General features: G+C 71.5%; 19 protein-coding genes and 1 pseudogene. 13 read left to right on the plus strand and 7 right to left on the minus strand.

All coding sequences use genetic code 11. The features are described 5' to 3' along the window. Nucleotides 1–37: 37 nt before the first annotated feature. Nucleotides 38–547, plus strand: a complete 510-nt coding sequence (locus ACFV1W_RS17975; RefSeq protein ID WP_380417662.1) for a heat shock protein transcriptional repressor HspR — start codon at nucleotides 38–40, stop codon at nucleotides 545–547. Nucleotides 548–740: 193 nt separating this feature from the next. Continuing rightward, entirely contained in the window at nucleotides 741–1733 is a 993-nt protein-coding gene (locus tag ACFV1W_RS17980; protein WP_380417606.1) for a helix-turn-helix domain-containing protein, read from the plus strand. Between the two features lie 51 nt (nucleotides 1734–1784). Here ACFV1W_RS17980 and ACFV1W_RS17985 read toward each other — a convergent pair whose 3' ends face one another. Further along, a complete protein-coding gene (locus ACFV1W_RS17985; RefSeq protein ID WP_380417608.1) occupies nucleotides 1785–1952 on the minus strand; it encodes a hypothetical protein in 168 nt (55 codons plus the stop codon). A gap of 327 nt (nucleotides 1953–2279) precedes the next feature. On the opposite strand from ACFV1W_RS17985, the gene ACFV1W_RS17990 reads away from it, so the two are divergent. Continuing rightward, entirely contained in the window at nucleotides 2280–2897 is a 618-nt protein-coding gene (locus ACFV1W_RS17990; RefSeq protein ID WP_051824111.1) for a hypothetical protein, read from the plus strand. Between the two features lie 7 nt (nucleotides 2898–2904). Here the strand turns inward: ACFV1W_RS17990 and ACFV1W_RS17995 are convergent, their stop codons facing one another. The 3 genes from ACFV1W_RS17995 to ACFV1W_RS18005 all read right to left on the minus strand — a co-directional run bounded on the left by ACFV1W_RS17995 (nucleotide 2905) and on the right by ACFV1W_RS18005 (nucleotide 5809). Continuing rightward, nucleotides 2905–3033 (minus strand): hypothetical protein, encoded by a 129-nt coding sequence (locus ACFV1W_RS17995; RefSeq protein ID WP_380417610.1) that lies wholly within the window; start codon nucleotides 3031–3033, stop codon nucleotides 2905–2907. Further along, nucleotides 3023–4015 carry a LuxR family transcriptional regulator gene (locus ACFV1W_RS18000; protein WP_380417612.1) on the minus strand — a complete coding sequence of 331 codons (993 nt, stop codon included), beginning with the start codon at nucleotides 4013–4015 and terminating at the stop codon, nucleotides 3023–3025. The genes ACFV1W_RS17995 and ACFV1W_RS18000 overlap by 11 nt, the downstream gene beginning before the upstream one ends. A gap of 639 nt (nucleotides 4016–4654) precedes the next feature. After that, nucleotides 4655–5809: a TDT family transporter gene (locus ACFV1W_RS18005; RefSeq protein ID WP_380417614.1), complete on the minus strand. Its 1155-nt coding sequence runs from the start codon at nucleotides 5807–5809 to the stop codon at nucleotides 4655–4657. 70 nt (nucleotides 5810–5879) lie between these two features. Between ACFV1W_RS18005 and ACFV1W_RS18010 the strand changes: the two genes are divergently transcribed. Continuing rightward, nucleotides 5880–6815 carry a LysR family transcriptional regulator gene (locus ACFV1W_RS18010; RefSeq protein WP_380417616.1) on the plus strand — a complete coding sequence of 312 codons (936 nt, stop codon included), beginning with the start codon at nucleotides 5880–5882 and terminating at the stop codon, nucleotides 6813–6815. 110 nt (nucleotides 6816–6925) lie between these two features. Next, entirely contained in the window at nucleotides 6926–9532 is a 2607-nt protein-coding gene (gene clpB, locus ACFV1W_RS18015) for an ATP-dependent chaperone ClpB (protein ID WP_380417618.1), read from the plus strand. A gap of 142 nt (nucleotides 9533–9674) precedes the next feature. Here the strand turns inward: clpB and ACFV1W_RS18020 are convergent, their stop codons facing one another. Then, nucleotides 9675–9944, minus strand: coding sequence for a helix-turn-helix domain-containing protein (locus ACFV1W_RS18020; protein WP_380417620.1), 270 nt, complete (start codon nucleotides 9942–9944; stop codon nucleotides 9675–9677). A gap of 414 nt (nucleotides 9945–10358) precedes the next feature. On the opposite strand from ACFV1W_RS18020, the gene ACFV1W_RS18025 reads away from it, so the two are divergent. Both ACFV1W_RS18025 and ACFV1W_RS18030 read left to right on the plus strand, forming a co-directional pair. Then, nucleotides 10359–10913 (plus strand): YbjN domain-containing protein, encoded by a 555-nt coding sequence (locus tag ACFV1W_RS18025; protein WP_380417622.1) that lies wholly within the window; start codon nucleotides 10359–10361, stop codon nucleotides 10911–10913. A 135-nt stretch (nucleotides 10914–11048) separates the two neighbouring features. Then, the gene (locus tag ACFV1W_RS18030) at nucleotides 11049–12212 is read left to right on the plus strand and encodes a pyridoxal phosphate-dependent aminotransferase (protein WP_380417624.1); all 1164 of its coding nucleotides are present in this window, start codon (nucleotides 11049–11051) and stop codon (nucleotides 12210–12212) included. A 119-nt stretch (nucleotides 12213–12331) separates the two neighbouring features. Here the strand turns inward: ACFV1W_RS18030 and ACFV1W_RS18035 are convergent, their stop codons facing one another. Continuing rightward, a complete protein-coding gene (locus ACFV1W_RS18035; RefSeq protein ID WP_380417626.1) occupies nucleotides 12332–13516 on the minus strand; it encodes a DNA sulfur modification protein DndB in 1185 nt (394 codons plus the stop codon). 246 nt (nucleotides 13517–13762) lie between these two features. Here ACFV1W_RS18035 and ACFV1W_RS18040 point away from each other — a divergent pair, with 246 nt between their 5' ends. The 6 genes and pseudogenes from ACFV1W_RS18040 (at nucleotide 13763) to pyrE (ending at nucleotide 20048) form a co-directional block, all read left to right on the plus strand. Then, entirely contained in the window at nucleotides 13763–14548 is a 786-nt protein-coding gene (locus ACFV1W_RS18040) for a DUF3800 domain-containing protein (RefSeq protein WP_380417628.1), read from the plus strand. 352 nt (nucleotides 14549–14900) lie between these two features. Beyond that, nucleotides 14901–15245, plus strand: a pseudogene (locus tag ACFV1W_RS18045) (aminotransferase class I/II-fold pyridoxal phosphate-dependent enzyme); the annotation flags it as partial. Nucleotides 15246–15899: 654 nt separating this feature from the next. Then, nucleotides 15900–16427 (plus strand): DUF2617 family protein, encoded by a 528-nt coding sequence (locus tag ACFV1W_RS18050; protein WP_380417630.1) that lies wholly within the window; start codon nucleotides 15900–15902, stop codon nucleotides 16425–16427. Nucleotides 16428–16581: 154 nt separating this feature from the next. Then, complete coding sequence (locus ACFV1W_RS18055) at nucleotides 16582–18225, plus strand: polyamine aminopropyltransferase (RefSeq protein ID WP_380417632.1); 1644 nt, start codon at nucleotides 16582–16584, stop codon at nucleotides 18223–18225. A gap of 170 nt (nucleotides 18226–18395) precedes the next feature. Further along, nucleotides 18396–19457, plus strand: coding sequence for a hypothetical protein (locus ACFV1W_RS18060; protein WP_380417634.1), 1062 nt, complete (start codon nucleotides 18396–18398; stop codon nucleotides 19455–19457). Between the two features lie 54 nt (nucleotides 19458–19511). Further along, nucleotides 19512–20048 (plus strand): orotate phosphoribosyltransferase, encoded by a 537-nt coding sequence (gene pyrE / locus ACFV1W_RS18065; RefSeq protein ID WP_380417636.1) that lies wholly within the window; start codon nucleotides 19512–19514, stop codon nucleotides 20046–20048. A gap of 109 nt (nucleotides 20049–20157) precedes the next feature. On the opposite strand, the gene ACFV1W_RS18070 is transcribed toward pyrE, so the two are convergent. Continuing rightward, on the minus strand, nucleotides 20158–20880 hold the full coding sequence (locus ACFV1W_RS18070; protein ID WP_380417638.1) for a DedA family protein: 723 nt from the start codon (nucleotides 20878–20880) through the stop codon (nucleotides 20158–20160). Nucleotides 20881–21112: the final 232 nt, after the last annotated feature.

The raw sequence follows: 21112 nt of genomic DNA on the forward strand, positions 1-21112 counted from the left end.
CCAGATGTCCCCGAATCCGATGAACCCGACGAACCCGATGGACGCCGGCGGCCCGATCGGCCCCGGGATCGGCGAGGGCCTGCCCGGCAGCGGCCCCCGCCGCACCCGGCGCGCGGCCGCCCCGCCGCAGTACGTACTCACCGAGGAAACCCCGGTGTACGTCATCTCGGTCGCCGCCGAACTCTCCGGCCTCCACCCCCAGACCCTGCGCCAGTACGACCGCCTCGGCCTGGTCAGCCCCGACCGCACCGCCGGCCGCGGCCGCCGCTACTCCGCGCGCGACATCCAGCAGCTGCGCGAGGTCCAGCGGCTCTCCCAGGACGAGGGCATCAACCTGGCCGGGATCAAGCGGATCATCGAGCTGGAGAACCAGGTCACCGCCCTCCAGGCCCGCATCACCGAACTGGTCGACTCCCTCGAAGGCGCCGCCACCGCCCTCCAGCAGCGCGAGGCCGCCGTCCACGCCTCCTACCGCCGCGACCTGGTCCCGTACCAGCCCCCCACCCCGCAGTCCAGCGCCCTCGTCGTCTGGCGACCCAAGCGCTGACCCGGGCACCCTGCTCACCCCAGCCGCCGGCTCCCTCCTGTTCGGGGGGTGCCGGCGGCTGGGTGTTGGTGAGAGAGTGACATTCTGACAAGCTGGCCGGCACACCACACGGTCACAGGTCACTGGACTCGCAGCCTAAACTCCAGTGCTGGCAGATCCTGGAAAGCCTCGGATATACGGCAAGGAGCCGAAGATGAGTGGACGGGCTCAACTCGGTCCGACTGCGGGTGGGATTCCCGTTCTGTCACCGGAGGCTCGGGCGCTCTACCTTGAGATCGTCAAGGCTGACGGGCGCGTTTCAGCAGAATCCCCCTACCACCAGCTGAACGGCCTGAGCGAGTTGCTGGAGATCGGGCTTCTGATGCCCGATGCCGACGACCGCAACGAGCTGGTTGCCGTCGATCCTGCCCAGCTCTCCGCACGGCTGAGCGGCACCTGGCAGCGTCAGGCTCTCGACCTCCTGTCGCGGGCGGTGTCCCTCCCCGCCGAACTCCACGAACTCTCCCAGGAATTCCACGCGCCGGAGAAGAGCGGCGGCGCAATCGAATACGTTCAGGGAAAGGTCCTGATAAATCAGCGACTCGATCAGCTCTTCACGACCGGCACCGAGGAAACGCTGGCTCTCCAGCCTGGCGGGCCGCGTCCGCCGGAACTGCTGGCCGCCATGGTCGAACGCGATCTGGAGGCGCTGAACCGCAGCACATCGATGCGGACCATCTACCACGCCAGCACGCGCTATCACCAGCCGACCAGAGATTATGTTGCCAAGCTCGCGAAAGCCGGCGGGCAGTTCCGCACCCTGGACGAGCCGTACACCCGACTCATCGTCATAGACCGGCGAGTGGCGGTCATACCGGTAGCCGACGACATGACGCTGGCAGCGTTCATATTCGAGCCCGTCATCGCCAATTACCTGGCGGAAGAAGTCTTCGAGCCCAGCTGGAACAGAGCCCTGGAGTTCGACGGCAACCGCGCCGTGCCGCAGCAGGTCGTATCACGACTCCGCCAAACGATCATTGACCTGATGCTCGCCGGGATCAACCACCGAGTCATCGCGCGCCGCCTGGGAATCAGTGAGCGAACCCTCGCCCGGCACATCGCCGAGATGCGGGAGGACTACAACGTCGAGTCACTGTTCCAACTCGGCTACGCGCTGGCTCGCGCCGCCGAGCACGCTCCGAGCTGACGGGCGGACAGGCGTGTTCCGGTGAGGCCGGTGCACCTGCGACAAGCCGGATCACGCCCAGCCGATGTCCAGATCCTGACTCACCCCCACCGCTTTGGCGGTGACGACGTCATTCGAACCGGCCGTCGCACCAGCAGCTGCGCAATAACCAGCCAGGGCGGTCATGCCAACGACCGACATCAATACGGCCTTGTAGACAAATCGGCGCAAACGAGACATGCGCCTACCCCTTCCTCGCGCGCACTGCATCAACCAACAAGACAAGCACCATCGTCCATATGCTGCCTCAGGTCGTACAGGCGTGCCAAGCTCGCCTACGCGTCATCTCCCTGCCAGGCATCCACATGACACCAGTGAACCCTGGACGCGCAGGCCCTCAGCGATGGACGATCAGTTCGCTCTCGATGGTCCGACAGAGTTCCCAATCCTGGCAATGTTCAGTCAAATGCGCCATCACCCCCGTTCCCCCGTAGGCCCTCCAGCTTGATCAGTCTGCATTCGACCGATGCTCAGATCAGACCGGAAGACCATTTCCCCGGAGTCGACATGACCGAGCCCTACCTGCGTCAGCACGACAGCCAGGCCCCTGAGGGTCGGCGTGCACGTGTGTTCCTGGCCGCGCCGCTGATGCGGCTGACCGGCCCCGCAGACAGTGTGGTGACGCTCGCCAGCCGGACGCGGCTGACGACGCTCCGCACCACCCTCCTCCGCAGCGGTGCCGCCGTGTACAGCGCGCACCACAGCGACGCCTGGACCGTCGCCGGCCGGGCCCCCGAGCCCAGGGTGCCGTCCGACTTCCGTGCGCTGCAGTCCGCGGACCTGGTGTTCGCCTACGTCGGAGCCCCGCTCTCGGCCGGGGTGAGCCTCGAACTCGGCTGGGCGTCGGCGCTGCGCAAGCCGATCGTCCTGCTCGTCGACGAGGCCATCACCCACAACCCGCTGATCGCCACCATCGAGCAGGTCGCCCCCGTCCTGCCGCTGGTCTTCGACGACACCTGGTCGCAGGAGGCCCTCCACCACACCGTCGAGACCGCCCTGGACTGGGCCGGCATGGCGCTCTCCCTCCGCGAGGGCTTCTGGACCGCCCCCGGCGACCGCTTCAACGTCCCCCGGCAGCAGACCGCCGTCCCCGGCTACTGGCCGACCGGCGCCGCCACCGGCTGAGCGGAGCTCACCCACCGGGCTCACCCGCCCGGGCTCCCCGCATCTGCCAATGGGTCAGGCCGCGGGCGAGCAGGCGGCCGCCGCGGACGGCGGCGAGGTAGCGGGCGCGTTCGGCGGGGCCGGGCTCATCCGTCATCTCGGGCGCCTCTCATCAGCCAGCCGAGCTGGAAGAGGGTCTGGGCTCCGTAGCGGTCGCGGAGGCGGGAGATGTGGCCGGCGACGGTGCGCTCGCTCAGGCCGAGGCGGGTGGCGACGGCACGCTGGGTGAGGCCGCGGGCGAGCAGGCGGCCGACCCGGTCGGGGATGGTACGGGCGGGGCCCCGGCCGAGGGCGGCGGCGGCTTCGGTGGTGTCGGCGCGGAACCAGTCGCGTTCGAAGCCGCTGATCAGGTAGGTGAGGGCGGCCGGGTCGCTGATGAAGGCGGCGGCGCTGTTGTCGTCGTTGGCGGAGATCACGGCGACGCTGCGGTCGAAGACGATCAGCCGCTGGAAGGGCTCGTCGAGGATCCGGATCTGCGAGCCGTACCGGGTGACCTCCTCGGCGTAGGCGATCGCGGGCGGTTCGGCGAGGGCGACGGGCTGGTAGATGGTGCGCAGCGAGCAGCCGCGCTGGAGGAGTTGGACGTCCTGGGCGAGGGCGATCTGCAGGGCGTCGGCGGGGCGCTGGCCGGGCTGGGCGGTGAGGACCTCGGAGCGGCAGTCGGAGACCAGCTGGGAGATCCGCTGGCGGATGTGGACGTGGCCCTCGACGTGGACGGCGCCGCCGGAACCGCCGGACGGGCGGGGCATCGCGTCGTACGCGCGGGTGAGCCCGTCCAGGGCGCCGGGGAGGTTCTCGGCGCGGACCAGCAGCCGGGTGGCCTCGCTGCGCAGTTCCGCGCCGAGGCGGTCGCTGACGGAGCGCGGGCTGACGGCGGTGTAGCAGCGGTCCATCCGGTTGACCATGACCAGGCCGATGTCGAGGAGCTGCCGGAGCGCGGTGCGTTCCCCGTCGGTGATGTCGGCGAACGGGATGCGGCCGCCTCGGGCGATGACCGCCAGGTACAACTGCCGGGCCGCCTCGCCGGGTTCGCCGCCCTCGGGCACCTGGTGCGGCGTGACCGCCGGTTCCGCCGCCACGTCGCACTCTCCCTGCCGGACGCCTCTCCCCTGATCCCTCACCCGCACGCACGGCCCGCGGGTACCGGCGGCCGGGGGGCGTCTCACGGTACCGGCCGGACGGTGGACCCCCGGGGCCGGGTGCCGTCGCACACCGGGATCCCGGGGGTCCCCATCAGTACGCCAGTGCCTGGGCGCTTCCGTCGAGGCGGAGCAGCAACGCCTCGCCGGCTCCGGCTCCGGGGGGCCATCACCACACATGGACCCCGGCCGGGGCTCTTCCCCCCCGTTCCACGGCTGCGGAACGTTGCACCCGTGGTCAGTTCTGAAGAGCAAGTCGCCACCATCGGGCTGCGGTGCCCGGACGGCCTGGCGTGCCTCCACCCTCACAGCGTGACGGCCGGTGGACAAGTGCCGCCCGAGTGCAGGTTCGCGCAATTGCAGCTATCTGCATCCCGGCGGGGGCGCGGGGCCACGGCCGGCAGGTCGGATTCCGGTGAAGACCGAGGCCAGCGGGGGACGGGAACGGCGGCCCACGGCCGGCTGTGCACCGTCGTCCTGCAGCTGCGCGTTCCTGCAACGGTGACGCGCCCCTGACGGCGGGTGTCCGCTCGCCGTCGGGCGGCCGGTGCCCGCCGGACGGTCCCGGGCCCCCGCGGCTCAGCGTGCCAGCAGCCGGCCGCGCAGCAGCCCGGCGGCCGTTCCGCCCGCCGCCAGCAGCCAGGCGGTGCCCAGCAGCAGGTAGAGGCCGACGGCCAGCCCGGTGAAGCCCCCGAAGCCGGTGTGCCGGGCGAGCGCCGAGGCGCCGGTGACGCAGGTGCCGACCGGGAAGGTGAACGCCCACCAGGTCATCGCGAACGGCATCCCGGCCCGCCGGGCGCGCAGGTTGGCGGTGAGCGCGACGGCCAGCCAGAGCATCGCGACGCCGATCACCGCGACGCCGTACAGCTCGGCCAGCGGCAGCATGACGGGCGCCAGCGCGGGCAGCACCGGGCCGGCCGCGTCGGCGAGCTGGTGGATCGCGGTGACGGACTGTCCGAGCGGGCCGAGCACCAGGAACAGCGCGGGCGTGAGCGCCAGGGCGGGCACCTTGCTGTGGAACAGCCCGGTGAACACCACCGGCAGCAGCACCAGGGTGGCCAGCAGGCCGACCCCGAACAGCGCCCAGCAGCCGTACAGCAGGGTCTGCCGCGGCAGGCCGGCGGGCAGGTGCGGGACGAGCGCCGGGCCGCACGCGGAGGCGACCAGCGGGGCGACCACGGGCAGCAGCCAGGTCGGGTTGCCCTCCAGTGCGGAGACCGGGTGCCGGGTGATCATCAGGAACGGGATGCCGCCCGCGACGGCCAGCGCGTACAGGGTGCCGACACCCCACAGCACGGCGTCCAGGACGACGGCCGGGCCGGTGCCGATGACCCGCGAGCCGAGCAGCAGGGTGCCGAGCCCGACCGCCAGCAGCGCCATCGGCGGGCAGCCGTAGAAGACGGCGGTGGCCGGGGTGTCCAGCAACTGGGCGCGGGCCGCCTCGCGGTGCCGGGTGAGGTGCACCAGCCGGGCCGCGGCCAGCACCAGCAGGGCGGCCGCGCCGAGCGCCCACATCACCTCGCCGAATCCGATCAGCCCGGGCAACCGGACCGGCAGGGCGGCGGCGCCGTTGGCCACGATCGCGGTGCCCATCACGGCGGCGTACCAGTTGGGGCCGAGCTGGGCGAGGTCGAGGCGGGAGAGCGGCGAGAGTCCGGTGCCCCGGGAGGGGCGGGAGAACCGGGACCGGTCGGCGGGGCGGGTGAGCGGGCGGACGTCGGCCGAGATGGACATGGTTCCACCGTCGCCGAGCGGGCCGGTGGCCGGTAGCGCCACGGGTTCTATGAGGGCATAGCCTGAACCTATGGCCCTCTCCCCGCACGTCCCCGAACTGGGCGCCCTGGAACTGCTGCTCGCGGTGGCCCGGCTGGGCAGCGTCGGCCGGGCGGCGGCCGAGCTGGGTGTGAGCCAGCCGACCGCGAGCGCCCGGATCAAGGGCATGGAGCGGCAGATCGGCGCCCCGCTGCTGGAGCGCTCGCCCCGGGGCAGCCGGCCGACCGAAGCGGGCCGGCTGGTGGTCGAGTGGGCCCGGCAGGTGGTGGAGGCGGCTCAGGCGCTGGACGCCGGGATCGACGCGCTGCGCGAGCGGCGGGACGCCAAGCTGCGGGTGGTGGCCAGCCTGACGGTCGCCGAGTACCTGATGCCGGGCTGGCTGCTGGCGCTGGCCGAGGCCAGCCCGGGTACGGCGGTGACGCTGCGGACGGCGAACTCGGCGGAGGTCGCCGGGCACGTGCTGGCCGGGGACGCCGACCTCGGCTTCGTCGAGGGCCCGTCCGCCCCGCCCGGCCTGGCCGGCGCCGTGGTGGCGGCGGACCGGCTGGTGGTCGTGGTGGCGCCCGGCCACCGGTGGGCGCGCCGCCGCACCCCGCTGACCGGGACGGAGCTGGCGGCCACGCCGCTGGTGCTGCGCGAGCCCGGTTCCGGTACCCGGGAGGTGCTGGAGATGGCGCTGACGCCGTACGGGGGCGCGGTGCCGCCCCGGCTGGAGCTGGCCTCGTCCACCGCGCTGAAGGCGGCGGCGATGACCGGGGCGGGGCCGGTCTGCCTGAGCGAGCTGGCGGTGGTGGAGGAACTGGCCACCCGGCGGCTGGTCGAGGTGCCGCTGGCGGAGGAGCTGGACCTGCGGCGGCCGCTGCGCGCGGTGTGGCCGGCCGGACAGCGGCCGGGCGGACCGGCCCGGGAGTTGCTGGGGCTGACCCGCAGGAGCTCCGGCAAGCCCGCACCGAAGCGGAAGGGCTGAGGCCCGCCGGGCCCGGAAGCGGGCCGGGGAAAAATTGAGCGGAGTACACTCAACTTAGTGCATGCTGTACGTGGCAGCAGTGAAGGACGACGAGGGAGGATTCCCCAGCAGTGGACGCGAGCAAGTTCACCACCAAGACGCAGGACGCCCTGTCCGCCGCGATCCGGCAGGCGGGCGCGGCCGGCAACCCGGACGTCAAGCCGGTGCACATCCTGATCGCCCTGCTGGAGCAGCCCGAGGGCATCGCCCGGCCCCTGCTGGAGGCGGTCGGGGCGAACGTGCCCCGGATCGACGCCGAGGCGCGGCGTCTGCTGACGGCGCTGCCCAGCGCGATGGGCTCGACGGTCGCCGCCCCGCAGCTGGCCCGGGACACCCTCGCGGTGCTCACCGAGGCGGGCAAGCGCGCGGACGACCTGGACGACCAGTACGTCTCCACCGAGCACCTGATGGTCGGCCTGGCCGCCGAGGGCGGGGCGGTCGCCGAGCTGCTGGTGCAGCAGGGCGCGGCGCCCAAGGCGCTGCTGGCCGCGTTCAAGGACGTCCGGGGCAGCGGCCGGGTCACCTCGCCGGATCCGGAGGGCACCTACAAGGCCCTGGAGAAGTACGGCACCGACCTCACCCAGGCCGCCCGGGACGGCAAGCTCGACCCGGTGATCGGCCGCGACCACGAGATCCGCCGGGTGGTCCAGGTGCTCTCCCGCCGGACGAAGAACAACCCGGTGCTGATCGGCGAGCCCGGCGTCGGCAAGACGGCCGTGGTCGAGGGCCTCGCCCAGCGCATCGTGGCCGGTGACGTGCCGGAGTCGCTGCGCGGCAAGCGGCTGGTCGCGCTGGACCTCAGCGCGATGGTCGCGGGCGCCAAGTTCCGCGGCGAGTTCGAGGAGCGGCTGAAGGCCGTCCTGAACGACATCAAGGCCTCGGACGGCCAGGTGGTCACCTTCATCGACGAGTTGCACACCATGGTCGGCGCGGGCGCCGGCGGCGACTCCGCGATGGACGCGGGCAACATGCTCAAGCCGATGCTGGCCCGCGGCGAGCTGCGGATGGTCGGCGCCACCACGCTGGACGAGTACCGCGAGCGGATCGAGAAGGACCCGGCCCTGGAGCGCCGCTTCCAGCAGGTGCTGGTCGGCGAGCCCAGCGTGGAGGACTCGATCGCCATCCTGCGCGGCCTCAAGGGCCGGTACGAGGCGCACCACAAGGTGCAGATCTCGGACGCCGCCCTGGTCGCCGCCGCCACCCTGTCCAACCGCTACATCACCTCCCGCTTCCTGCCCGACAAGGCGATCGACCTGGTCGACGAGGCGGCCTCCCGGCTGCGGATGGAGATCGACTCCTCTCCGGTCGAGATCGACGAACTCCAGCGCGCCGTCGACCGGTTGCGGATGGAGGAGCTGGCCCTGGAGAAGGAGTCGGACCCGGCCTCGGTCGACCGGCTGGCCCGGCTGCGGCGCGATCTCGCCGACAAGAACGAGCAGCTGAGCGTGCTGACGGCGCGCTGGGAGCAGGAGAAGAAGAGCCTCAACCGGGTCGGCGAGCTCAAGGAGCGGCTCGACGACCTGCACGGCGCGCTCGAACGGGCCCAGCGCGACGGGGACTTCGAGCGGGCCTCCAAGCTGATGTACGCCGAGATCCCGGCCGCCGAGAAGGAGCTCAGCGAAGCCCAGGACCGCGCCGCGGACCAGGACGCCTCCGCCTCCATGGTCAAGGAGGAGGTCGGCCCGGACGACGTGGCCGATGTGGTCGCCTCCTGGACGGGCATTCCGGCCGGTCGCCTGCTGGAGGGTGAGAGCGCCAAGCTCCTGCGCATGGAGGAGGAGTTGGGCAAGCGCCTGATCGGCCAGGCGGAGGCCGTGCAGGCGGTCTCGGACGCGGTGCGCCGCACCCGCTCGGGCATCGCCGACCCGGACCGCCCGACCGGCTCCTTCCTCTTCCTCGGCCCCACGGGCGTCGGCAAGACCGAACTCGCCAAGGCCCTGGCCGACTTCCTGTTCGACGACGAGCGGGCGATGGTCCGGATCGACATGAGCGAGTACGGCGAGAAGCACTCGGTCTCCCGCCTGGTCGGCGCCCCGCCCGGGTACGTCGGCTACGAGGAGGGCGGCCAGCTCACCGAGGCGGTCCGCCGCCGCCCGTACAGCGTCGTGCTGCTGGACGAGGTCGAGAAGGCCCACCCCGAGGTCTTCGACGTGCTGCTCCAGGTGCTCGACGACGGCCGGCTCACCGACGGCCAGGGCCGTACGGTGGACTTCCGCAACGCGATCCTGATCCTCACCTCCAACCTGGGCAGCCAGTACCTGGTGGACCCGGCCATCCCGGAGGACCGGAAGAAGGCCCTGGTGCTGGACTCAGTCCGGGCCGCGTTCAAGCCGGAGTTCCTCAACCGGCTGGACGACATCGTGGTCTTCGACCCGCTGGGCACCGACGAACTCAGCCGCATCGTGGACCTGCAGGTGGCCCGCCTCGGCGAACGGCTGCGCGAGCGACGGCTCACCCTGGACGTCTCCGCGGCCGCCCGCGACTGGCTGGCGCTCGCCGGGTACGACCCGGCGTACGGCGCCCGCCCGCTGCGCCGACTGGTGCAGTCCGCGATCGGCGACCAGCTGGCCCGGGCGATCCTGTCCGGCCAGGTGCACGACGGGGACACCGTCCTGGTCGACCGGGACGACGAGGGCGACCACCTCGCCATCCGCGGTCGGAGCCCGCTGGAGAAGTAGCGGCCACGCCGGGTACGGTCCGCAGTCCTCGCCCGGGCGAGGAGTGCGGACCGTACCGCTTCGGCGAGCCGTGCCGCTCCCGCGGCCGGTACCGCTTTCGGTGGGACAGGCCGCCTCCGCAGCCCCTCCCCGAGACCGTCTCCTAGGGCGCCGCTGCCCGCTGCTGCTGTCGCGAGCGGTCCCGCCACGCGCGCGCCAGCCGGTGCAGCTCGGCCCCCTGGGACTCCGGCAGGTTCCAGGTCTGGGTGAGCAGCCGCAGCGTGGACACCCGCGGGCAGGAAACCCCCCGCTCCAGGTCGCGGATCGACCGCACGCTCAGCCCCGACGCCTCGCCCAACTGCTCCTGCGTCATCCCCCGGGCCAGTCGGATGTTCCGCAGCAGCGTCCCGAGCGAGGCACCCTCCCTGGTCACCGTACGCTCCATCACCGCTCCCCCATTCAGCTCAGACCAACTCAACTCTCCCGGGGCGGAAGGTCTTTGCCGCAGGTGAGTTCCGTCGCACGCTAACCGCATCCGGCCCGCACGGCAGGCGAACCCGCCCGCCGGGAGCGTGACTTGGCTCACGCGCGCACCGAGCGCACGGCCGCGGCCGGCCGAGCGCCGAAGGGGTGACGACAACCCGACGCCACCCCGACGACAACCCGACGGCACGACGACGGCACCCCGGGCACCCGTGTCCGACGACGGCCTCCGCGGACCCCGGAACGAAGATCGACGCGCCCCTCGGTGCCCCTGTGAGCAGAGCCCCGAATGAGGCAGGATGGGAGGTGGAAAGGGCGGCCTCTCATTGCCGGCCACCACGTGCACTGAGGAAGAGGACCCCCCATGAGCATCGACCCGTCGTCCATCCCGTCGTTCGGCGCACCCCAGGGCGGCCAGCCCGGCGGCCAGGGCGGTCGGCCGGCCGGCCCTCCGCCGATCATCGTCCCGGACCAGGCCCTGGTCACCCAGCTGCTCGACCAGATGCAGCTCAAGCACGTCGTGGACGAGGAGGGCGACCTCACCGCCCCCTGGGAGGGCTTCCGCGTCTACTACATGTTCCGCGGCGAGCAGAAGGAGCTCTTCGCGGTGCGCGCCTTCTACGACCGCGCGTACCCGCTGGAGAAGAAGGGCGAGATCCTCGACCTGATCGACGAGTGGAACCGCGAGACCCTCTGGCCCAAGGTCTACACCCACACCCACGAGGACGGCGTGGTCCGCCTGATCGGCGAGGCCCAGATGATCGTCGGCACCGGCGTCAACCTGGACTACTTCGTCACCACCACGGCGAACTGGACCCAGGCCGCGGTCGGCTTCGAGCAGTGGATCGTCGAGCGCCTGGGCCTGCAGAACGAGATCGAGGGCGAGGAAGGCGCGGGCGAGGACGGCGAGGAGGCCTGATCCCGGCCCCCGCCAGCACCCCCGGCAGCACTCCGCGGCCCGGCCCCCGGCAGGTCCGGGCGGCCGGGCCGTCCTTGTCCCCGGCCCCCGGCTGCCCCAGGATGGCCCCTGACGACGAGCCGTGAGGAGCCACCGATGGGTACCAGGCCGCTGCTGAACCGCCGACTGGCCGGGATGGGCACGACGATCTTCGCCGAGATGTCCGCCCTGGCCACGGCCACCGGCTCGATCAACCTCGGCCAGGGCTTCCCGGACACCGACGGGCCCGGGGAGGTCCGCGAGGCCGCCGTACGCGCCCTGCGCGAGGGCCACGGCAACCAGTACCCGCCCGGCCCCGGCATCCCCGAACTGCGCACCGCCATCGCCGAGCACCAGCAGCGCTTCCACGGCCTGAGCTACGACCCGGACACCGAGGTGCTGGTCACCGCCGGAGCCACCGAGGCCATCGCCGCCGCCCTGCTCGCCCTGCTGGAGCCCGGCGACGAGGTGATCGCCCTCGAACCCTTCTACGACTCCTACGCCGCCTGCATCGCCATGGCCGGCGCCACCCGCCGCCCGCTCACCCTCCGGGCCCCGCACTTCCGCCCCGACCTCGACGAGCTGCGCGCCCTGATCACCCCGCACACCCGGCTGCTGCTGATCAACACCCCGCACAACCCCACCGGCACCGTCCTCACCGCCGGGGAACTGGCCGCCATCGCCGCCCTCGCCGTCGAGCACGACCTGCTGGTGATCACCGACGAGGTCTACGAACACCTGGTCTTCGGCGCCACCCACCACCCGCTCGCCGCCCTCCCCGGCATGCGCGAGCGCACCGTCACCATCTCCTCCGCCGGGAAGACCTTCTCCTTCACCGGCTGGAAGGTCGGCTGGGTCACCGCGAGCCCCGCGCTGGTCTCCGCCGTCCGCGCCGCCAAGCAGTACCTCACCTACGTCAGCGCCGGCCCCTTCCAGTACGCCGTCGCCGAAGCCCTCCGGCTGCCCGACGACTACTTCCGCACCCTGCGCACCGACCTGCTCCGCAAGCGCGACCTGCTGCTCGACGGCCTCACCGCGGCCGGCTTCCGCGCCTTCACCCCCGAGGGCACCTACTTCGTCACCACCGACATCACCCCGCTCGGCGAGAAGGACGGCATCGACTTCTGCCGCTCCCTGCCCGAACGCTGCGGCGTGGTCGCCATCCCCAACGCCGTCTTCTACGACAACACCGACGCCGGCCGCAGCCTCGTCCGCTTCACCTTCTGCAAGAAGGACGAGGTGCTCCAGGAAGCGGTGGCCCGGCTCAAGACGCTGACCTGAACACCGAGGCCGCGGGGGATGAACTGGTGCACAGCAAGACGCATTACCAGTGCATGAGGCCCTGCCGGAAGCGCCCGGAAGGGTGGGCACCAGCCGGGCTGCCCCTCCTGCCGCCAGGCTCACCTCTTTGGCTGAATGGCACGAATCTTGGCATAGAGCTCGGAGGCAGGGTCGGTCAACGCTTCAAGGGTGCGGTGGCCCAGTTCCTTGACACCGCCGGCGGCCGAGAACCTGCCGCGGTCGGTCAGCTTGCCGGCGACACCCGCCCACCTCCGGGCTCCGTCAGGAGTTGCTTTGTCCCAATTCACGTTTGCCAGGTCTTGCAACAATTCCCGCACACCGTTCTCCCTGCCCCGTGCCTCATGTGCTGCGATACCGATCGCAGTAAGGACTACTGGCAAGCCGACGACAGTGTCGTGCCGCAGGTGCCGCTGAAGGTGCTCGAACACCTCGGACCAAAGCGCGGTGACTGCATGGCGATCGCCATCTGTCATCTCCTGCGCGAGCGGCCTGTTACCCAAGGCGAAGATCTTCCGGCCGATCAAGCTTGCCGCGACAGCACGACGCAAGGTGGTGAGCGTCATGATCGCGTCGCCGCCGGCACTGACCTGGCGGGCGTTGAAGGACACCTTGCCAACAAGGGCGGGAACGGTCTCGGCGAGCGCCTTTGCCAGGGCCGTGGCAGAGTCCCGGCCGTCCGCAGCAATGGCAACCGCAGGGGTGACAGCCACACCGAGGATGTTGAGATCGTGGAAGGCCTGGCTGCTCCATCCGAGCGAGCGGTCGTGATCGACGACGACCGCAAGCGGCTCGCTGCCGGTCTCCGGGTGACGATTCCGCAGGCTGAGCCGAGCCAAGTACTGAGTCTCACCATCGTCATGAAACGCCTTGGCACCAGGGGGGATGTGAGCAACCGTCACCGCGTTCGGTGCTTCCGACATCCGGTAGACGCCGATCTTGTCGAGGAACACCAGACTCATCGGCGGCGTGACGTAGTCATCGCCCTTGATCATGCCTCGCTCCAGGTAGGCAGCGTAGGCCGGGACGTTCTCACGTTTGGCCTTGTTGTCAGCGATCATCCGTTGGGCTCTTGTGCGCATCTCGTACGCCTGCCGCACTCGGTAGTCCTCCTCCCGCCGCCTCGGGTCCTCCGTGAGGCTCGGGTTGATCACGAAGGACTCCATCTCCTCCAGCGTCGGCCTGATGAGGAACCTGCGCCCGTCAATAACGAGGCATGGCAAGAGCATTCCGGGCAGAGGCAGTGAGCTGGTGTCTAGCACCGGATAGTCGGAGGACTGCACCATGACCGGGTCCTTTCGGCGAGCCGGGGAGCCCGCAGCCGCGAGAGAGGTAGCACGATGCCCAAGGTTCTCTGACCGCGGATCAATTCGTCAACACCGCGGTGGAGTTGACCAGTACCGCGGTAGGGTGCCAGCGTAGGCAAGGACGGGCAATCGCCCGATCCACCCGCCAGCACGTCGGCGCGCCGGTACAGACGAACTCCTCTGCCAGGATCGCAACTGGCAAGGCTGTCAATGATGATCAGGGAAGTGGTGGGGACGATCAGCAAGCTCGAACCTGCGGACCGCGTGGTGGTGCCGATGAACCAGCCAACGGCCGTCGCGTTCCTGGATGAGAGCGGCGCCATCGCGAAAGACCGCTTCTTCGCCGTCGGGTGCCTCAAGCTGGAGGAGCCTGCACGGCTTCTCCGCGCCGTACAACTGCTTCGCGACCGGGAGCACTGGTACCAGGAGATCCACTACGTCGCCCTCACGCGTGACACACTGCCTTTCTACCGCAAGGTAGTTGACCTGCTCGTCGAGTCGGATGCCGTATTCTCGTGCTTCGTCTGCGACCGCGACGCCGCTGATCCAGTAGCACGGTTCGGCGGCCAGTTCGAGGCATACGAATCCCTCGCGTTCCAGCTCCTCCTCGGAAGCATCCGACCGTTCGAGGTAGTCACGGTCCTCGCGGACAACTACTCCACCCCGGCGGGCGTGACGTTCGAGGAGTCCATCAAGGCCCGCGTCAACCAGCGCCTCCAACGCCTTGCCGTCTCCAAGGTCGTCCGGCTCGACTCGCGGGCCGCCGACGCCCTACAACTCGTCGACCTGCTCGTAAGCGCCGTTGCGTTCGAGTTCCGCCAGAGCGTAGGCGCGGCCGGCTTGCGAAGCCCGAAGGCCCAACTCGCAGGCTACGTCCGCCAGAAGTACGAGGTTGCGACGTTCCTCAATGGCTGCAAGACCGAAGCACTCAACATCAAGATCTACCGCGACAACCAGCTCGTCCCAGCCCAGGGCGGCAGCGCATCGACCAGCGCCGACAGCTCAGCGTAACCGATGGTTGCAATCCTCGGTGCGGTCCATCTAAACTGCGGGTGCGGGTGTGGGCCTCTGGCCTTTAGCCCGTTTTTTCTTTCCTGGACCGTCAGCGTGTCGATTCCGCCCTCAGGTCTCCAGCCGAGATCCTCGCCTCGCCCTGGATGATCTGCAGTATCCACGCTCAACAGCTCACCGGCCAGCTCGTCACGGGCGTGAGTCTTGAACGCGTTCTCCGGGGCCGGGGCCGAATCGGCACTGGCGCTGCCCGGGAATCACCCGTCCTCCACACTTGCCGTGCAGCGCAGCTATCCGCCCACCGAGGGCACATTCGCTCACGCGGGAGCGCCAGAAACAGGTGTACGAACACCGAGTCGGCTGGGTCACCGTGAGTCCCGCGCTGGTCTCCGCCGTCCGCACCGCCAAGCAGTACCTCACCGACGGCCTCACCGCGGCCGGCTTCCGCGCCTTCACCCCCGAGGGCACCTACTTCGTCACCACCGACATCACCCCGCTCGGCGAGAAGGACGGCATCGACTTCTGCCGCTCCCTGCCCGAACGCTGCGGCGTGGTCGCCATCCCCAACGCCGTCTTCTACGACAACACCGACGCCGGCCGCAGCCTCGTCCGCTTCACCTTCTGCAAGCGCGACGAAGTGCCCCAGGAGGCCGTCGGCCGCCTCCAGCATCTCGGAAGGGCACTCAAGACCCGGTAAGTCCCCTGCTGAGAACCGTACTTGACGGTTCCGCCGCGACCGGCGGACGGACCGTCGGAGCGGGAGGCGAGGGGTCCGGGAGTGGGCCTTAGCCCAGCTGGGGCGGGTTTGTGCAAGGAGGCAGGGTGCTTCGGGTGGGGGTTGCGCGCTCACGGCGTGGCGTGGGGTTCGCACGCCCCCCTCGAACGGGGGCGGTGCCGCTCCGACGCCAGTTCTGATCTCCACTCAACTTTCATGAACGGAAGGCCTCTTTGCTGCCCGTGAGGCAAATCCGGCGACCCTCCTGGCACTCCCGGCCGCCCTCCACGCCCTGTGTCTGGAGGGCTGCGGCGCATGGAGCGCGCCAAGGGCGCACAACCGGCGTGCACGGCGCGCAGGCCGGTGACAGGGGCGCGCGCTGTGCAAAGTCGCACATCGGGTCGATCAGGGCCGGGAAGCAGGTGTGCTCGAAGCGGTGAATGCTTCACAAAGTTGGGTAAATCACCGACGGACCCGGCGTATTCATGCTTCTCTGCTGCTGAATCTCCAGCCGGAATCCCTCCTTCCACGGTCGGCCGCGCCCAGGGCCGCACAGCCACGCACAGCCTCGCCATCGCCTAGGCCTAGTCGCTGCTGCTCGGCGGGCGCGCACGGAGCTGAAACGCGGAGCCGAGCATGCTCACCACACTGCAGACCTCCTACACGGACACCCGCGCCGGTGACCTGGCCTGGTGCCTCGGCGGCGATCCGCTGCCCGCTCTCGCCGTCCGCGACCTGAGACTCGACGGCGGCCACCCCGACACCTCCGGCACCCTCCAGTTGCGGCTGCTGGGCGCCTCGCACCAGGTGGTGATCTCGGCCGGCCCCGGCGACTGCCTGGAGACCGTCGCCTGCCTGCCCGGCCGCCGCACCCCGCTGCCCGCCCGGGTCGCCAAGCAGGTCGGCGGATGGGAGTACGAATTCGCCGCCCGGATCGAGGCGCTGCCGCCGCACGACTTCGCGGCCCGCGCCCAGGAGCTGCTGGCCCTGGTCGAGGGCCACCCGCGCGGTCTCGCCGGGGTGTTCCCGGGCGACCCGAGCGCCTTCACCGCACTGGTCACCCAGGGCGGCCCGGACCGGCTGCTCTGGCGGACCTGGCACGCCTACCCGCAGGAGGGGCAGCTGGTCTGCACCCGCTCCTCGCTGGTGGTGTCGGGGCCGTGAGGACCAACGACCCGGGCAGGACCACCTGTCCGGTCATACGCTATTCAGTACAAGCCCATGAATCGCACGCAGGAACGATTCGTCAATCCGGCAGCCCTCACTGTCCGTCGGATGGGCGCAGCTATCCGTCACACACGTCCCCTAGCGTTTGTTCGTGATCAACCATCCGGCCGGTCCGCCCGCACACCCGCAAGTGGACCTCGACGAGGGCACGCCACCCCTGCCCGGGCGAAGCCTCATCCCCCTGCCCGCCCGCCGTCGGTCCCGGCTGCGCTCCCGCCCCCGGCTCGCCCGGCTCACCGTCCTGCTGGCCGCGTTCGTCTGCGCGGCCTGCGGACTCGTCTACGAACTCGAACTCGTGGCGCTCGACGACTACCTGCTGGGGGACACGGTCACCCAGACCTCGGTCGTGCTGTCCGTCATGGTGTTCGCGATGGGCCTCGGCTCGCTGCTCGCCAAGCGGCTCACCCGCCGCCCCGCGACCGCCTTCGCCCTGGTCGAGTGCGCCCTCGCGCTCAGCGGCGGGCTCTCCGTCCTCGCCCTGTACTCGTGCTGGGCGTGGATCGGCCGCTACCAGGCCGCGATGGTCGGCCTCACCTGCCTCATCGGCATCCTCATCGGCGCCGAGATCCCGCTGCTGATGACCCTCATCCAACGGATCCGGCGCGAGGACGCCGGACGGGCGGTCGCCGACCTGTTCGCCGCCGACTACGTGGGCGCGCTGATCGGCGGCCTCGCCTTCCCCTTCCTGATCCTGCCCCGGCTCGGCCCCGGCGACGGCGCCCTGCTCACCGGGGCGGTCAACGCCGTCGCCGGGGCCGCCGTGGTGCTCTGGCTCTTCCGCGAGGAGCCCGCCCCCCGGATACGACGGCTGCTCTGGGGCGGCTGCACCCTCGTCCTCGCCGTGCTCGCGGCCGCCGCCGCGGGCTCCGACTCCATCGAACGCGCCGCCCGGCACGCCCTCTACGGCGACCAGGTCCGCTACGCCACCCGCAGCCGGTACCAGGAGATCGTGCTCACCGGCCCCGCCGACGGCCCGCTCCGGCTCTACCTCGACGGACGGCTCGCGGTCTGCGGGCCCGACGAGTACCGGGGCAGCGAGGCACTAGTCCACCCCGCCCTGGCCGCCGGGTCCGACGCCCGGATCCTGCTGCTCGGCGGCGGCGACGGCCTCGCCCTGCGGGAGGTGCTGCGGCACCGGGGCGTCCGCTCCGTCCGGCTGGTCGACGCCGACCCGACCCTCCCCCGGCTCGCCGGCACCGACCCCGGGCTCGCCGCCCTCAACGGCCACTCCCTGGACGACTCCCGGGTCCGCACCACCGCCGCCGACCCGATGGCCTGGCTGCGCGGCGCGCCCGCCGAGGAGTACGACGTGGTGCTCGCCGACCTGCCCGCGCCCTCCGACGGCGGGCCGGTCAAGTTCCACTCCCAGGAGTTCTACGGCCTCGCGGCCCGGCTGCTGGCCCCCGGCGGCCGGATCGCCGTCCGGGGCGGGGAGGGTGGGGAAGGCGGGGGCGGCGGCCTGTGGCGGATCGAGTCGGGGCTGCGGGCCGCCGGCCTGCGGACGACCCCGTACGCGGTCCAGGACAGCGCCACCGCGGCCTGCCGCCCCGGCCCGCCCGACAGCACCCAGGACTTCGTGCTGGCCGCCGCCACCCCGCCCCCGCTCACCCTCGGCCCCGACGCCCCACCGCCCCGCGCCCTCACCCCCGACGCCCTCCGTAGCTCCAGCGCCCGCCTCACCGCCCTCCGGCCACCTCGCCCCCCGGCCCCGCTCACGCTCCTCGGGCCCCGCTGAGGGAGGGAGGGCGGCCGGAATGCGAGGGGAAGGGCGCCGCGCGGACCGGCCGGCCCGTAGGGCCGCGGGCGGGCCCGCGGGCGAGCGGACGCGGCGGGTGCGGGGGGTGGCGGAAAGTCGCGCGGTGGTGGGTAGGGACCGGGCGGGGCCCAGTCGGTAGGCTCCGTTGCATGGAGCATGAGGTTGTCGTCCCGATGTCCGCCGAGCTGGTGCGGCAGGCCTTGCAGGATCCGGCGCTGCTGGCGCGGAGCGTCCCCGGGCTGAGCACCGAGCCGGCGGCGGTCGGGGCCGGGTCGGCCGAGGAGATCGGTGGGCGGCTGAAGCTGCGGATCGGCGGCTCCACGATCACCTTCAAGGGCGTGCTGTCGCTGATCGAGGGGCGCAACGGGGTGCTCACCGTGCTCGCCGAGGGTCAGGAGGCCCGGGGCAGCGGTGAGGCGACCGCCACCGTACGGGTGAGCGTCACGGACGGCGCCGAGGACGGCACCGCGACGGTCCGGTTCACGGGCGACCTGAGCGCCACCGGCCGACTGGCCGAGTTCGACGCCGAGACCCTCGACGCCGCCGGTCGCCGTCTGCTGGAGCGCTTCGCCACCGCGCTCACCTCGCCGGACGCCCCGGACGCGGCGGACGCCCCGGAGGAGGGCGACGAGGAGCTCACGAGCGGGACCGGTACCGGGACCGAGGCCGGCAACGAGAGCACGGACGGGACCGGTGCCGACGCCGAGATCCTCTTCATCGAGGAGCGCCAGGACCAGCCCGGCGACGACCTGGACGACGACCTCTCCGATCTGATCGCCTTCTCCGACGCCGACGCCGAGCGCTTCGGCCTCCCCACCGGCCCGGCCGACGAGGAGGACGAGGACGACGTCGACGCGGCCGACGCCGCCGGGGAGGGCGGCGACGGCCCCCAGGACGGTGTCGCCGAGGAGCTCCCCGCCGAGCCGCTGTTCGCCTACGAGGACGAGCCGGAGCTCACCGGCCCGGTCCGCCGCAGCATCGTCGGCCGTTCGGCCGAGGAGGTGGACCACGCCCCGCCGCGCGGCCGCTACGCCCCGGCGCTGCCGGCCCGCAGCGCGCGGGCCCGGGCGGCGTCCCGCTGGGGCGGCGAGGCCGGCGGCATCGTGGTGCCGGGCGCGGGTGGCCGCAGTGCGGTGCCGTGGGTGATCGGTGGCTCGGTGGCGTTGCTGGGCGGTGCCGTGGTGCTGGTCAGGGCGCTGCGCCGCCGCTAGCCACGAGCGCTTCCCGGGCCGCCCGGCCCGGCACAGGCCCTAGACTGAACGCTCATGAGCAACGACCGCGACGCCCTGCTGGCACAGATCAAGGACAAGGCCGTCGTGCACGGCAAGGTCACCCTTTCCTCCGGCAAGGAGGCCGACTACTACGTCGACCTGCGCCGGATCACGCTGGACGGCGAGGCCGCCCCGCTGGTCGGCCGGGTGATGCTGGACGCGACCTCGCACCTGGAGTACGACGCCGTCGGCGGTCTGACCCTCGGTGCCGACCCGGTGGCCACCTCGATGCTGCACGCCGCCGCCGCGCGCGGGCGGAAGCTGGACGCCTTCGTGGTCCGCAAGACCGGCAAGGCGCACGGTCTGCAGCGCCGGATCGAGGGCCCGGACGTGAAGGGCCGCCGGGTGCTGGCGGTCGAGGACACCTCCACCACCGGTGGCTCGGTGCTGCAGGCCGTCGAGGCGCTGCGCGAGGCGGGCGCCGAGGTGGTCGGCGTCGCGGTGATCGTCGAGCGCGGTGGCGCGGGCGCCGTCGAGGAGCAGGGCCTGCAGTACGTGACCGCGTACACCCTGGACGACCTGGGTCTCTGAGCGTACGGAACCCCGGGCAAGACGAAGGGCCGGGCCCTGTTTCACGTGAAACCACGTGGAACGGGGCCCGGCCCTCGAAGCGTTTGCAGCGAGGCCGTGAACGAGGACCTCAGCCGCGCCGGTGCCGCCCGCCGCCGCTGCCCTGCATGGCGTCCGCGGCGGGCGCCTCGACGAGGCCGGCCTTCTTCTTCCGGCGCTCCCGCATGACCTCGACCAGGATCGGCGAGATCGACAGCAGCACGATCAGCAGCACCGCGGGGATCAGGTACTTGTCGATCACCGGGGCGAGCGCGTCGCCGAAGAAGTAGCCGATCAGCAGCATGGACTCGGTCCAGAGCACACCGCCGACGACGTTCCACACGAAGAAGGTCTTGGCGGGCATCTCCAGGGTGCCGGCCACCGGGTTCAGGAAGGTGCGGATGATCGGCATGAAGCGGGCCAGCACCACGGCCTTGCCCGAGCCGAACTTGTTGAAGTACTCCTCCGCCTTGATCACGTAGTCGCGGCGGAAGATCTTCGACTCGGGCTTGTCGAACATCTTCGGCCCGACCTTGGCCCCGATCAGGTGTCCCAGCTGGGCACCGGCGATCGCCGCGATCGGGCAGCCGGTGAGCAGGACCGCGATCGGCAGCTTGGCGCCGTCGCCGAGCACCGAGGAGGCGGCGTTCGAGGCGGCGACACCTCCGATGATCAGCAGCGAGTCACCCGGGAAGAAGAAGCCGACCAGCAGGCCGGTCTCCGCGAAGATGATCGCGATCAGCCCGATGGCGCCGAGGGACGAGATCAGGGATTTGGCGTCGAGCAGATTGACGGCCAGCTGGTTGTAGTCCACGGGCGCAGGATAGCGGGCGTACCTTTCGGACGGCTCCCGGCCGAGCCGGTGGGCCCGGGTCCGGCGCGGGTCCGGCCCAGGTCCGGCTCCGATCGGGCCCGGGTCCGGCCCAGGTCCGGGGATCCCGCCGTCGACTTCCGGCCGAGCCTCCCCCGGCGACGTCCCGACAGGCGGGCTCCTGCTGACCTGCGGGCACGAGTCTGGGAAGATGGCACAGGCGTCCGGTCCGCGG

This window comes from Kitasatospora sp. NPDC059648 (assembly GCF_042734825.1).
In the GTDB taxonomy this organism is placed as follows: domain Bacteria; phylum Actinomycetota; class Actinomycetes; order Streptomycetales; family Streptomycetaceae; genus Kitasatospora.

What these genes read in the sequence shown, in the direction of transcription:
- pyrE (WP_380417636.1), top strand. Translation starts at nt 19,512, where the DNA reads ATGAGCAACGACCGCGACGCCCTGCTGGCACAGATCAAGGACAAGGCC.
- ACFV1W_RS17985 (WP_380417608.1), bottom strand. Translation starts at nt 1,952, where the DNA reads ATGTCTCGTTTGCGCCGATTTGTCTACAAGGCCGTATTGATGTCGGTC.
- ACFV1W_RS18060 (WP_380417634.1), top strand. Translation starts at nt 18,396, where the DNA reads ATGGAGCATGAGGTTGTCGTCCCGATGTCCGCCGAGCTGGTGCGGCAG.
- ACFV1W_RS17980 (WP_380417606.1), top strand. Translation starts at nt 741, where the DNA reads ATGAGTGGACGGGCTCAACTCGGTCCGACTGCGGGTGGGATTCCCGTT.
- ACFV1W_RS17995 (WP_380417610.1), bottom strand. Translation starts at nt 3,033, where the DNA reads ATGACGGATGAGCCCGGCCCCGCCGAACGCGCCCGCTACCTCGCCGCC.
- ACFV1W_RS17975 (WP_380417662.1), top strand. Translation starts at nt 38, where the DNA reads ATGGACGCCGGCGGCCCGATCGGCCCCGGGATCGGCGAGGGCCTGCCC.
- ACFV1W_RS18035 (WP_380417626.1), bottom strand. Translation starts at nt 13,516, where the DNA reads ATGGTGCAGTCCTCCGACTATCCGGTGCTAGACACCAGCTCACTGCCT.
- ACFV1W_RS18025 (WP_380417622.1), top strand. Translation starts at nt 10,359, where the DNA reads ATGAGCATCGACCCGTCGTCCATCCCGTCGTTCGGCGCACCCCAGGGC.
- ACFV1W_RS17990 (WP_051824111.1), top strand. Translation starts at nt 2,280, where the DNA reads ATGACCGAGCCCTACCTGCGTCAGCACGACAGCCAGGCCCCTGAGGGT.
- ACFV1W_RS18010 (WP_380417616.1), top strand. Translation starts at nt 5,880, where the DNA reads ATGGCCCTCTCCCCGCACGTCCCCGAACTGGGCGCCCTGGAACTGCTG.
- ACFV1W_RS18050 (WP_380417630.1), top strand. Translation starts at nt 15,900, where the DNA reads ATGCTCACCACACTGCAGACCTCCTACACGGACACCCGCGCCGGTGAC.
- ACFV1W_RS18030 (WP_380417624.1), top strand. Translation starts at nt 11,049, where the DNA reads ATGGGTACCAGGCCGCTGCTGAACCGCCGACTGGCCGGGATGGGCACG.
- ACFV1W_RS18005 (WP_380417614.1), bottom strand. Translation starts at nt 5,809, where the DNA reads ATGTCCATCTCGGCCGACGTCCGCCCGCTCACCCGCCCCGCCGACCGG.